Annotated in this window: 11 protein-coding genes; 4 read left to right on the forward strand and 7 right to left on the reverse strand. The window is 66.6% G+C overall.

All coding sequences use genetic code 11. The features are described from left to right. Nucleotides 1-19: 19 nt before the first annotated feature. From F4Y45_07605 to F4Y45_07620, 4 genes are read right to left on the reverse strand one after another with little or no spacing between them, the layout of a single operon-like run. Nucleotides 20-1,588: an AbgT family transporter gene (locus tag F4Y45_07605; protein MXY24372.1), complete on the reverse strand. Its 1,569-nt coding sequence runs from the start codon at nt 1,586-1,588 to the stop codon at nt 20-22. A 27-nt stretch (nt 1,589-1,615) separates the two neighbouring features. Continuing rightward, nucleotides 1,616-2,959 carry a hypothetical protein gene (locus F4Y45_07610; protein MXY24373.1) on the reverse strand — a complete coding sequence of 448 codons (1,344 nt, stop codon included), beginning with the start codon at nt 2,957-2,959 and terminating at the stop codon, nt 1,616-1,618. 41 nt (nt 2,960-3,000) lie between these two features. Next, a complete protein-coding gene (locus F4Y45_07615) occupies nt 3,001-3,495 on the reverse strand; it encodes a putative toxin-antitoxin system toxin component, PIN family (GenBank protein ID MXY24374.1) in 495 nt (164 codons plus the stop codon). After that, entirely contained in the window at nt 3,408-3,626 is a 219-nt protein-coding gene (locus F4Y45_07620; GenBank protein ID MXY24375.1) for a hypothetical protein, read from the reverse strand. Before F4Y45_07620 ends, F4Y45_07615 begins: the two co-directional genes overlap by 88 nt. 104 nt (nt 3,627-3,730) lie before the next feature. On the opposite strand from F4Y45_07620, the gene F4Y45_07625 reads away from it, so the two are divergent. After that, nucleotides 3,731-4,570, forward strand: coding sequence for an alpha/beta hydrolase (locus tag F4Y45_07625; protein MXY24376.1), 840 nt, complete (start codon nt 3,731-3,733; stop codon nt 4,568-4,570). Between the two features lie 9 nt (nt 4,571-4,579). Here F4Y45_07625 and F4Y45_07630 read toward each other — a convergent pair whose 3' ends face one another. Both F4Y45_07630 and F4Y45_07635 read right to left on the reverse strand, forming a co-directional pair. Continuing rightward, nucleotides 4,580-6,928: a carbohydrate binding family 9 domain-containing protein gene (locus F4Y45_07630; protein MXY24377.1), complete on the reverse strand. Its 2,349-nt coding sequence runs from the start codon at nt 6,926-6,928 to the stop codon at nt 4,580-4,582. Nucleotides 6,929-6,986: 58 nt separating this feature from the next. Then, nucleotides 6,987-8,171: a beta-lactamase family protein gene (locus F4Y45_07635; GenBank protein MXY24378.1), complete on the reverse strand. Its 1,185-nt coding sequence runs from the start codon at nt 8,169-8,171 to the stop codon at nt 6,987-6,989. Between the two features lie 120 nt (nt 8,172-8,291). Between F4Y45_07635 and F4Y45_07640 the strand changes: the two genes are divergently transcribed. Together F4Y45_07640 and F4Y45_07645 are read left to right on the forward strand one after the other, a co-directional pair. After that, the gene (locus tag F4Y45_07640; protein MXY24379.1) at nt 8,292-8,885 is read left to right on the forward strand and encodes a GNAT family N-acetyltransferase; all 594 of its coding nucleotides are present in this window, start codon (nt 8,292-8,294) and stop codon (nt 8,883-8,885) included. Beyond that, nucleotides 8,740-9,834 (forward strand): NAD(P)-dependent oxidoreductase, encoded by a 1,095-nt coding sequence (locus F4Y45_07645; protein MXY24380.1) that lies wholly within the window; start codon nt 8,740-8,742, stop codon nt 9,832-9,834. The genes F4Y45_07640 and F4Y45_07645 overlap by 146 nt, the downstream gene beginning before the upstream one ends. Here the strand turns inward: F4Y45_07645 and F4Y45_07650 are convergent. Beyond that, the gene (locus tag F4Y45_07650) at nt 9,761-10,489 is read right to left on the reverse strand and encodes a DNA alkylation repair protein (protein ID MXY24381.1); all 729 of its coding nucleotides are present in this window, start codon (nt 10,487-10,489) and stop codon (nt 9,761-9,763) included. The genes F4Y45_07645 and F4Y45_07650 overlap by 74 nt on opposite strands. A 20-nt stretch (nt 10,490-10,509) precedes the next feature. Between F4Y45_07650 and mutY the strand changes: the two genes are divergently transcribed. Beyond that, a complete protein-coding gene (gene mutY, locus F4Y45_07655; protein ID MXY24382.1) occupies nt 10,510-11,592 on the forward strand; it encodes an A/G-specific adenine glycosylase in 1,083 nt (360 codons plus the stop codon). Nucleotides 11,593-11,666: the final 74 nt, after the last annotated feature.

Below are 11,666 nucleotides of genomic sequence, written 5' to 3' on the forward strand. Positions count from 1 at the left end.
ACTCTGGCGGTTAGCTACCTCACGGATAGACGTACGCGCCCTGAATGCCGAGGGGCAGGCCGACCAGCCAGTACCCGACCAGGAACAGCGTCCAGGTGACCAGCAGCACGGCGGCGTAGGGCAGCATCAGTGACACCACGGTGCCGATGCCGGTCGACTTGACATAGCGCTGGCCAAACACGACCACGAGGGGGAAGTATGGCATCAGCGGGGTCACGATGTTGGTTACGCTGTCGCCGACGCGGTAGGCGGCCTGCGTCAGCTCGGGGGCAATCCCCAGGTCCATCAGCATCGGGACGAAGATGCTGGAGAGCAGCGCCCACTTGGCCGAGGCCGAGCCAACGAACAGGTTGACCACTGCGGTCAGGAAGATGATGCCGATGATCGTGACCTGCGGAAAGAGGTTCAGGTCGCGCAGGAAGTTCGCCCCCTTGAGAGCGATGAGCAGGCCGATGTTCGAGCTGTTGAAGGCGGCGATGAACTGTGCCGCGAAGAAGACCATGACGAGGTAGTACGCCATGGTCCCCATGGCGTCAGTCATGCCCGCGACGACGTCGCGATGGGTCTTGACGGTTCCGGACGCGTAGCCGTGCACCACGCCCGGAATCACGAACAGGACGAAGATCAGCGGCACCATCATGCCCATCAGAGGCGCGCCGACGCTCGTCAACGATCCGTCCTCCGCGCGCAGGGGCGAACCGCCGGGCAGCATGGCCAGGCCCAACAGACCGAGTCCCGCCAACAGCGCCGCCACGCCGGCACGGAAGCCGCGCCGGTCTTCGGCGGTCAGCTCCTCCATCTTCGGCATGGCGTCGGGATCCCCATCGATGGCCGTCGTCTGCAGGCGGGGTTCTATAACGCGGTCGGTCAAGTACCAGACGATCGCGATCACGAGCAGCGACGACGCGGCGGTGAAGCCCAGATTGCTCAACGGATTGACAAGTCGTTCGGGGTCCAGGATCTGCGCCGCCGACTGCGTGAAGCCCTGAAGCAACGGGTCGATCCCGGACGGGATGAAGTTGGCTGAGAAACCGCCCGAGACGCCGGCGAAGGCCGCCGAAATGCCGGCCAGCGGGTGCCGGCCCGCCGCGTAGAAGATCACGCCGCCGAGCGGAATCACCAGTACGTACCCGGCGTCGGCCGCCGTATGGCTGACGATGGCCGCCAGCGTCAGCATTGGTGTCAGCAGGCTGCGCGATGTCACACCCAGAATCGTCTTGAGGCCGGCGTTGATGAAGCCCGTCTTTTCCGCCACGCCGACACCGAGGAGTGCGACGAGCACGACGCCCAGTGGTGGAAACCCGGTAAACGTCGGCACCATCCGGACCATGAACTGAGTCAACGCGGCGCCGGTCAACTGGTTCTGGATCCGCAGCGGGTCACCCGTCCGGGGATGTGTTTCCGCGAACTCGATCGGCGCCAGGATGGCCGACGCCACCCAGGTCAGGACCAGTAGCAGAAGGAACAGAATCGCGGGGTCCGGCAACCGGTTGCCCACCGCCTCGATGCTGCTCAGGAAGCGGTCCAGGATGCTGGCGCGTCCGTCGTTGTCGGGATGCTGGTTCTCGTCGGTCCGTGAGTCCGTCATGCGGTTCGATCTCCGTTTGCTAACCCGTCACTGTTCGACGACCGCGATGCCTTCGATCTCCAGCAGCGCACCGTTCGCAAACAGCGACTGGATTCCGAGCAGCGTCGCCGCCGGGACCCTATCGTCCGGAAAACCGTGGGCCTTGCGCGCCGCGTCGACGACCGTGAAGTCGCCCCTCGAGTAATCCGGCATGTAGATGACGGTCTTCAGCAGGTCCTCCGGCGCCGCCCCGGCCGCTTCCAGGCGCCGTCGCAGGTTGCCGTACACCTGGTCGGCCTGGTCCTCCAGGGAATCGCCCGGTCGTCCCACCTGGCCGGAGATCTGGACGACCTTCGGACCCGTGCCGCGCGCCGTGACCACCTGCGTGAAGCCGGTGGCGGGATCGATGAACTCCCGGTCCACGGCGTTGCCGTCCGCGCCGACCACCGCGATGCCGTCGATCTCGACCTGGTACTGCTCGGCCGCGAGGGCCGGGATGCCGAGCAGCGTGCTCGCCGGCATGTCGTCGAGGTCCAGCGCCTGCTCGCGGCCCGCGCGATACGCCGGCAGGTCCGTCTCCGGATCGAAATCGACGATGTAGGTGGTGGCCTTGACCAGATCCGCGAGCGACGCGCCCGCGGCGTCAAGCCGCTGGGCAACCCGCCGCCACACCGCCGCGGTCTGCTCGGCGACGCCGTCGCCGGGACCGACCTGGCCGGCCACGTAGACTGTCTTTACGCCGTGCGCCGTCACCGCCACAGCCCCGCTGAAGCCGTTCGACGGCGAGAAGCGCTCGATGTCCAGGTCGACGCCCGACTCGGCCACCACCGCGATCGCTTCGATCTCCACGCGCAGAGAGTCGACGGCGAGCTCGCGGACGCCGATCATCGTGCTCGCCGGCCACTGGTTCTCGTCCGGGAAGGTGGCCAGCCGTACCTCGGCGATTGTCGGATACTGCGCCGGTTCGAAGTCCTTGATGAAGATCCGGATCTTGACGACGTCGCCCGACGTCGCGCCCGCCTGCTCCAGGCGCCGCACGACCCCCGCGAAAGCCGATTCCACGTGTTCTCGTAGCGTGTCGCCCTGCCCGACCTGGCCGGAGACGAAGATCGTCTTCACCCCGGCGTTGGTTGTGGTGACCACCTGCGTGAATCCGCCGGCGGGGTCGATGTACTCGACCTGCGCCGCGGCGCTGAGCGGTATGGCGCACGCGAGGAGGCCGACGAGGATGGAGAGCGGAAGTCTATGCGCCACAGTGTTCCTCCCCGGGCCGCGGCGGCGCGTGCCGGAAGCTTGCACCGTAGAAGTCTCGCGCCAGCGAAACTCCCAACGCGCCCGCGAGGGCGCGCTTTCGCACCAAGGCCCAGAGGATGATAGCGCGCATGGAAGCACTCATCGTTCAACGGGGAACTCGTGCGGGCGGGAAGACGATTTCAGTGGGTGGCCTTTCTCCCGTCGAGCCACTCCAGGAACTCTCGCGGCGACACCAGTCGCACGCCTTCGTAGGCGCCCAGTACGAGTAGATCGTCATCCCCTGTCACGATTCGCTCGGCCCCCGCCGCAACCGCCGTAGCCAGTACGACGTCGTCATCCTCGTCGCGGCAGACTCGTGTCGGCAAGGGCATCGGATCGGCCAGCCTGACCTGAGCTCGAAAGGTGTTCAGAAAAGCAGCGGTGGCGCTGGTCATACCGAACTTGCGGCAGAGCGTCGATTCGAGCTCCTGCAGCAACGCTGGCGATGACACCAGGAGGCGCCTTCGGACCGCGCGCCGGAAACACTCGTGGCAGAGTCCGTTCGTGAGCAGTGCGGCGACGATGACATTCGTGTCGAAGACGACGCTCACGACACGATTCTGTAGACGTCTTCGTCCGTATAGATGCCCTGAGACCGGGCTTGCGGCAAAAGGTCGGCGCGGGCTGCCTCGAATGCCCCCAGGAGATCCTCCGCTTCGAGGGCCCGCCGGACGTACTGACTTACCGTGAGTTTCTCGGCCTGTGCGCGCGCCTCGAGCTTTCGCCGAGTGCCTCTGGGTACGCGGATCGTGAGGACTTCCTGCATCTGTATTACTGTGTCATACCCGAGAGGGGCGGTCAACCTGGCCTTCCGAGTTCGCTCATCGTCAAGCCTGCGTCGATTTGGCCGGCCGCTAGAATCCCTCGGAGGTGAGTTTCAGAGGCGTGGTCGGGACTGCACTGTCGCTCTTGACGTTCGCGGTGGTCGCGTGGCTCCTGCTCGTGGGCCTGCTCATGCTGCAGGAGCGCCGTCTCATCTTCTTCCCGACGACGGTGCTGACCGCCTTGCCGGCCGACTTCGGGCTCCACGCGCAGGAGTTGTCCATCACTGCCGCCGACGGAGTGCGGCTTCATGGCTGGTGGATCCAGGGGCCCGGAGACCGGGTGCTCATCTGGTACCACGGCAACGCCGGGAACATCGGCCACCGGCTGGACAACGCCCGGTGGTTCGTGGACCAGCTCGGCGTCGATGTCGTGCTCGTGGACTACCGCGGTTACGGCCGCAGCGAGGGGGCGCCGGACGAGGAAGGCATCTATCGCGATGGCCTGGCCATCTACGACGCGGTGGTGGCCCGGTCCGTGCGGGCGGAAGATATCGTCCTGTTCGGCCGGTCGCTGGGCGGGGCCGTGGCGATCGAAGTTGCGCTTCATCGGCCGGTCGGGGCGATCGTGCTTGAATCGCCGTTCCGCTCCGTGCCGGCGCTGGCTCGCGAGCACTACTGGTTCGTCCCGAGCTTCCTGGTCCGCACCCGGATGGACAACGAATCGAAGATCGGGAGCGTCGACGTCCCGACTCTCGTCCTCCACGGCGACCGGGACCGAGTGGTGCCAGTCGCCCACGGCCGGAGGCTGTTCGAGCTGGCGGCGCGCAGCGCGCAGTTCCACCTCATCGAGGGCGCGGGGCACAACGACACGTACCTGGTTGGCGGCAGGCCCTACCGCGACGCCTGGACGGCATTTCTGCGGAGAACCGCGAGCGCGGTGGGCTGACGGTTCCGGTCAGAACCGGAACAGCCGGGTGAGCTTCACGACGAACGCGCGGTTTTCGAGCCAAGGGAAGCCCCGCGTAAGGAACGTGTCTCGCTGATCGTTGTACACGATGAACAACTCGCTCCCGGGCTGATACTCCCAGCGGAGCCGTACGTTCGTGCTCAGCACGTTGTTGGTCGAGTTGTACTGCAGCAGCGCGCTGGCGAACATACGGGGTGTGAAGGTGTAGGTGAGCCGGTTCGTGGCGATCCGGGCCGTGAAGCTCCCCTGGGGCAGCGTGATCCGATTGAGCGAAACGCTCGGCTCGACAGCAAACTGCCGCGTGACCTCGATGCGTCCGCGCGAATAGCCGACAGCGGTGATGTCGCCGTCGAAGAACTCGCCGTGCTGCAGCGAAAGGCTGCCGGCTAGGCGACGCTGTGGTCCCATGCGGTAGGACACCTGGAAATCCCGGAAACGATAGCCGCCGACCGGGATCGTCACGTCGTCGGTAATGTCGAAGGGTTCGACCAGGAACTCGTAGTCCTGCTGGACGTCGGCGCTCAGGGTGTCGCTGTTCTCGAAGTCGGTCCGGAACTGGCCCCGCAGAATCCGTGTCTCGACCTGTCCCGCGCCGTTCTCGATGTAGTCCAGGCCCGCTCCCCAGGTGAACTGGCGAACCGCCTCGATCCCCTGCGGCCGCGGGCTGAATTGCGCGTAAACGTTGGTGCGCCGGAAGTCGGTTCGGCGCATGAAGCCGACCTCGGGGTTGAAGTTCCGGCCCACGAGCAGATGATCGACAAGCAGGCCATAGAGGTCGCCCTCGTAGGAGAACGCGGCCTGGTAGCTGTCCGTGTCGCCTATGAGGCCGGGTGTGTTCGTGCGGGCGTAGTAGCCGTAGAAGTTCACGTTGTCGTAGAACGAGAACGCCCCGTCGATCCCGTACGCCTGGTTCGCCCCTTCGCCCTCCAGGGAGACGGATCGGTTCGTGAAAATGGCGCCGACGCGGCTACGGCGAAGAATGTCGCGCTTGATCCGGAGCACGCTGAAGTTCGTTGCAAGGGCGTCGGTTACCTGGGAGTCGTCGGTCTGGATGTTGATGGCGCCGACGCTGAAATCGCCCACCTTGCCGGTGAGACGCCCGCCGCCCAGAATCGGCACGGTCAGCCCCTGGTCGAGGCCGATCCGTCGGCTGAAGAAAACCGTCGGCGCGTCGCCGGCTCCGAAGAACCCGGGAGCACCGGTCAGATTCCCGCGCGACGAGCCGAACCCGCCGAAGCCGGTCCCCCTTCCGAAGTCGAAGATCCCCTGGCTCTCCAGAAAAAACTCACGCTTCTCCGGGAAGAAGAGGCTGAACCGCGTCAGGTTGATCTGCTGCTCGTCCACCTCGACCTGGGCGAAATCCGTATTCAGCGTGAAGTCGGCCGTGAGGTTCTCCGTGAGGCCGTACTTGACGTCCATCCCGCCGCTCCCGTCGCCGTCGTTCGAGATCGCGGGCATGACGGTCCGGTCGGTGGCGAGCGAGCCTATCGCGTAGGGTTTGATCTCGAACGTACGGTTGCCGTCCGGAACCTCCAGACCAACCAGCGTTCCCGCCGCCGACACCCGAAACTGCCCCGGCCCGGCCGAAATCGGCACCGGCGTGAGGTACGCCTCTTCATAGTGCGCCCGGATGTCCCGGCCTACCTGGATGCCCCACAGCTGTGCTCTCCCGCGGGGGAAGCGGAGCGACTTGAACGGGATTTCCATTTCGACGGTCCAGCCACCGTCGAAACGGCCAGTGCGCACATCCCACACGGGATTCCAGTCGGGATTCGGGTTTCCCTCGTCGGTGATCTGGCGATCGCTGAAGCCTCCGATGGGATTGACCCTGAAGGCAAAGCCGTTCCTGCGGTCATAGAACGTGTCGAAGACGACGATGAACCCGTCGTTGTTGATGAGTTGGAAGGAGTCCCGCTGCATCTCGTTGGCGATCCACTCCGACTCGGGAACGGACTCGTACACGCGCGCTCCCACGTAGATCGACTGGTCGTCGAAGAGGATCCAGGTGTCCGTCGCCTCCGAGGCCGGGGCTCCTTCGTCCGGCGCCTGCTGAATGAAGTCGCCGAACGGCTCGACCCTGGCGTAGATCGGTTCGTCCAGCACGCCGTCGAGTCTCAGTGGGGCATCGATCCGTATGGCGCGGACGGTTGCCCGGCCGTTGGCGTCGCGGGTGATCGTGGCCGGAGGCACCGGCGCAGGCGGACCATCGATTTCGCTGGCGGGCGGCGCTGCCAGCTCCGAGCTCTGGGGTTCCTGCGCCGCCGCAAGCCGTGCGGTCATCGCCAGCGGAAGAGCTGCCAGCACGAGTACGGCCACAAGCCGCACCGGGTGTGCCATCAGCAGCGGGATCCTGTCGTCCGGACGCACGGGCTACTCGAGAGAGGCGGGCAGGAACTCAGCGCGCCGCGGCGACAGCGTCGATGAACAGGTCCAACACCTCGGTCACGACGCCGTTGTCGGCGCGCGTCAGATTGATCAATCCCACCACAACCACGCGCGCGTCGGGTTCCATCACCATCAACGACGTTCCGCCGACCGACCCACCGGAGTGGGAAAGCAGGCGCCGCCCGTCCTCGCGGGTCCGGATGAACCAGCCGAATCCGTAACCCACCCCCTCGCCCTCGCGGGTCCGCTGTTCGGTGAACAGAAGCTTGTGCGACGCCTCGGAGAGAAACTCGTCGTCCAGATGCGCGTTGGCGAACCGGAGCACGTCCTCGGTTGTCGAAAGAAACCCGCCCCCGGCCCACTTGTAGCTGTTGTTGACAAACGGCGCGTTGACCACGTGGCCCTCCGCGTCGCGCACGTAGTAGCTGGTTCGCCCGGGGATGATGGGAGTCACGAAGTCGGCGACGGTGTCGCGCATGCCGAGCGGCCGGAACACCGACTCGCGCATGGTGTCGAGAAACGGCTGTTCCGCGGCGCCTTCGACAACGGCGCTGATCAGGTTGAAGCCGTGGCTCGTATAGGTGTACTTGGACCCCGGCTCGTGCAGCAGCGGATCGTCGGCGAAGATGGCCAGACCGTCCAGCACCGTCGGGTACGGGTCGCGGATGAAGTTCTCGTCTCCCTCGTAGTGACGGATTCCGCCCAGGTGCCCGCCGAGTTGCCGGGTGGTGATCGGATGGGCCTTCTCCGGGAAGGAGGGAACATACCGCTGGATCGGCGCGTCGACGTCGAGGCGGCCTTCTTCGAACAGCTTCGCCGCGGCGGCCGCGGTCATCGACTTGGAAATGCTGCCGACGCGGAACTTCACCGATGGCAGCATCGGGACCCGATGCTCCAGGTTGGCGTAGCCGAAGCCCTCTGACCAGACGGTCTCGCCATCCACCGACACGGCGATCGCAATGCCCGGGTAGTCCCGCTTGGCGATGTCCGCCTGGACCAGGGTGCGCGCCTCCTCGACCGCTTCGGCGTAGCGAAGCGGGGCGGGCGCCGTCGCCGGCGCGCTGTCCGACTGGGCTGAGGCAATGGGCGTAACCGTGCTAGCGAGCGGCAGGGCGAGCAGCAGTACGACGCCAAGGTGTAGGCCGGCCGTCGGCAGGGGCGGTGGCATCGTCATACGTCGGGCGCGGTCCTTCATACTTCCTATTCCTCGTTAGTGGCGTCGCGTGCGGAACCCGGAGTAGTCCATGATGGCCGCAGATGCCGCCGTGCGCAAGAGTACACCTTGCCCTGAGGGTTGCCGGGTAGGATCGCAACGATGGCGGCCACCGTGACGGGAGCCGGCGGGCGCGGGTCGGCGGAGAACCCTGCCCACGGACGGCGCTGCCGCACGGCGCGTCTGGATCTGGTGCCGGTCGGAATGTCCGACGCCGCTTCCTTGCTGCGGGTCTTCACCGATTCCGACGTGCGGCGGTATCTGCTCGACGGCGACACGGTGTCCACTGACTGGGTGGCGGAGGAGATCCGGGCAAGCACGCGACGGTTCGAGGCCGGTGCCGGGGGACTCTGGGTCGTGCGGAGACGCGATCAGGCGCCGATCATCGGTTTCGCCGGTTTCCGCGAGTTCTTCGACCCCCCGGAGCCGCAGCTCCTGTACGGACTGCTTCCGCAGTACTGGGGAGAGGGCCTGGCGACGGAGGCGGCGACTGCCGCCTGCGAGTTTGCGTTTCATACGCTGGGGTGGAGCGAGATCCGCGCAGCTATCGATGTGCCGAATACTGCCTCCCGCTCCGTCTTGGTGCGGCTCGGCTTTGTGCCGGACCGGACGACGGACGACGGCACCGCGTTCTACGTGCTCGGGCGGGATGCAGCACGGCTCCAGGTTGTTGGAGGGTTCGCCACCGGCACCTGACCGCAGAGTGCTATTCTTCTGCGCGCGCATGGACAGCCGCACGGTCGGCTTCATCGGTCTCGGCCACATGGGCGCCGGAATGGCCCGCAACCTGCTGAAGGCAGGGGTTCCACTCGTGGTGTGGGATCTGGCGCCCGAAGCGGTGCGGCCCCTGACGCAGGCGGGCGCTGATGCAGCCCCTGACCCGGCTCGGCTGGCCGAGCGGGCCGGACTGCTGTTCCTCTGCGTACCGACCGACAAGGAGACCGCCGAGGTCCTTTTTGGCGATGGGGGAGTGGTTCACGGCGGAGGAACCCCGGCTGTCGTTGACACCACGACGATGAATCACCGCGCGGCCCGGCGCCTCGCGCACCAGGCCCGTGACGCCGGCCTGGCCTACGCGGATTGCCCGGTTTCCGGGATGCCCCTGCGCGCCGAACGGGGCACGCTCACCATGATGTTCGGCGGCAGCCCCGCGCTTTTCTCCCTGGCCAGGCCGTATCTCGACGCCATGGGGGAGTTCATCGTCCATTGCGGCGACGTCGGCATGGGGCAGCTCATGAAGGCGGTCAACAACATCGTGTACGACGTCAATATCGCTGCCTTCTGCGAGGTGCTGCCGTTCGCGGTGAAGGCGGGGCTGCAGCCGGAACAGGTCGCGGAGGTGCTCACCACGGGCAATGCCCGCAGCTTCGCCAGCCAGTACTTCGTGCCGAAGATCCTGGAACGGCGGTTCGACGGCGACTTCTCGCTGGAGGCGGCCTACAAGGACGTCGTGAACATCCAGGAGGCGGCTGCGGAGGTCGATGCGTCGCTGCCTCTGGTCGAGGCGATGGTGTCCGCCTACCGCACGGCGATCGAGATGGGTCTCGGGGACGAGCCCAAGAGCGCGATGGTCAAGGTCTACGAGGCTCGGATGAACCAGGAGGTCCACGGCGCTCCAGGTGCTTCAGGGCCTCGCGACGGCTGAGCCTGGACAGGCCGGCGTGCGTGTCGACGAACGCTGCCACCCAGTCCGGATCGGTCTTCGAGTATTCGCGCAGCGCCCACCCGATGCCCTTGCGCAGGAAGAACTCCTGCTCGCCGATCGACGGCTCGATCACGTCCGTCAGGAGCTGCTTGTCGGTCGCCCGCCTGCTGCGGAGTTGCGCGAGGATGGCCGAGCGACGTTTCCAGCTGTTGTCGCATACCGCCCAGTCGCGCAGCAGCGCCGCCGTGGGCTCGGGGTGCGCGGCAAGAAGGACTCCCAGGGCGCGTCCGGCGATCGCGTCGACATAGTCCCACCAGGCGCCGGTGACGACGAGTTCCTCCATCATGGGAACCCGCTCCGGCGCGATCCAGTCGGAATAGCGAGGGTAGTTGAGGAGCTCGATCGCCGCGTAGCGCTCCTCACGATAGGTTGCGCCGCGCCACAGGGTGAGGATTGTCGTTTCCCAGGCCCCGGCGTTCGGCAGCGGGAGCATTCGGAACACCGCCCCGGCAATCCGTCGGCAGCGCGGGACGGTCACACCGAGGTAGGGCATGTCCGACTTCATGTAGCGTTGCTGCTGCGGTGCCCGGATCGGATCGGCGGCCCTGCGCAGCCGGGCGGTGATGGTGCTTCGAACTTCCGCTGGGGTGTGCATGCAGTCGAGCCACGTGAAGTATGACAGCATGCCCCATGCCTTCCTTCGCGGATCGCCTGGTTGCCTGGTGGGACGCGCACGGCCGCAAGGACATGCCCTGGCAACGGGAGCGCACGCCGTACCGCACCTGGGTATCGGAGATCATGCTGCAGCAGACGCAGGTGCGCACGGTCCTGCCGTACTTCGACCGCTTCGTGGCGCGCTTTCCGAACATCGAAACCCTGGCGCGCGCGAACCTTGATGAAGTGCTGCACCTTTGGAGCGGCCTGGGCTACTACGCGCGAGGGCGTAACCTCCATCGCGCGGCTCGCACGATTGTCGAGGACCATAGTGGGGTCATACCGAATACCGTGACGGCACTCGAGCGGCTGCCCGGGATCGGCCGTTCCACGGCGGCGGCGATCGTCGCGCAGGGCTACGGGCGGCGGGCGGCGATCCTGGACGCCAACGTCAAGCGCGTGCTGGCGCGCCGCCACCGCGTCGCGGGCGCCATGTCGTCGTCGTCCACCCTCAATGCGCTCTGGCGGTTGGCGGAGGAGCACACACCCGCCGAGCGCGCAGCGGACTACACCCAGGCCATCATGGACCTCGGTGCGACGGTCTGTCGCCGCAGTCGGCCACTCTGCGCGGACTGTCCCGTCCGCACTGACTGTCAGGCCCATATAGCGGGCGAGGTCGACCGCTATCCCGAACGGGCGCCGCGCCGGCGCCGCCGCCTGGAGCGGAGCCGGTTCTTCGTCGTCCTCGATCCCAACGGCGCCTGCCTTGTGGAGCAGCGGCCGCCGCACGGCATCTGGGGCGGCTTGTGGTCGCCGCCGGAACGGGATGCCGCCCAGTCGGTCGGCGCGTTTCTGGATCAGGCCGGCATCGATCCGGATCTCATCGACGGGGTCCGGCCGGCCGAAGTAATCCGCCACGGCTTCACGCACTTCGACCTTGACATAGAGCCGGTGTACGTGCGGCTCAAGGCGAGGCCGGCCGCGGTCCGGGAAGCCGGCATTCGCTGGATCGACGCGGCGGATCACCGGCTCGGACTCTCTGCCGTCGCGGCAACGCTGGTCAAGGAAGCAGCGCCGTTTCCCGCGTCGGAGCCCGACCAGTAGCCGCACGTGGCGCTGACGGCCTGCACGCGCCCCGCGTGGACGGCGATGCAGCTCGACCCGATGCGGATTCTCCG

The sequence above is a fragment of the Acidobacteriota bacterium genome, from assembly GCA_009838525.1.
In the GTDB taxonomy this organism is placed as follows: domain Bacteria; phylum Acidobacteriota; class Vicinamibacteria; order Vicinamibacterales; family UBA8438; genus VXRJ01.

Coding starts and splice junctions, on each gene's coding strand:
- F4Y45_07605 (MXY24372.1), bottom strand. CDS start 1,588: ATGACGGACTCACGGACCGACGAGAACCAGCATCCCGACAACGACGGA.
- F4Y45_07620 (MXY24375.1), bottom strand. CDS start 3,626: ATGCAGGAAGTCCTCACGATCCGCGTACCCAGAGGCACTCGGCGAAAG.
- F4Y45_07630 (MXY24377.1), bottom strand. CDS start 6,928: ATGGCACACCCGGTGCGGCTTGTGGCCGTACTCGTGCTGGCAGCTCTT.
- F4Y45_07635 (MXY24378.1), bottom strand. CDS start 8,171: ATGAAGGACCGCGCCCGACGTATGACGATGCCACCGCCCCTGCCGACG.
- F4Y45_07640 (MXY24379.1), top strand. CDS start 8,292: ATGGCGGCCACCGTGACGGGAGCCGGCGGGCGCGGGTCGGCGGAGAAC.
- F4Y45_07645 (MXY24380.1), top strand. CDS start 8,740: ATGTGCCGAATACTGCCTCCCGCTCCGTCTTGGTGCGGCTCGGCTTTG.
- F4Y45_07650 (MXY24381.1), bottom strand. CDS start 10,489: ATGCACACCCCAGCGGAAGTTCGAAGCACCATCACCGCCCGGCTGCGC.
- mutY (MXY24382.1), top strand. CDS start 10,510: ATGACAGCATGCCCCATGCCTTCCTTCGCGGATCGCCTGGTTGCCTGG.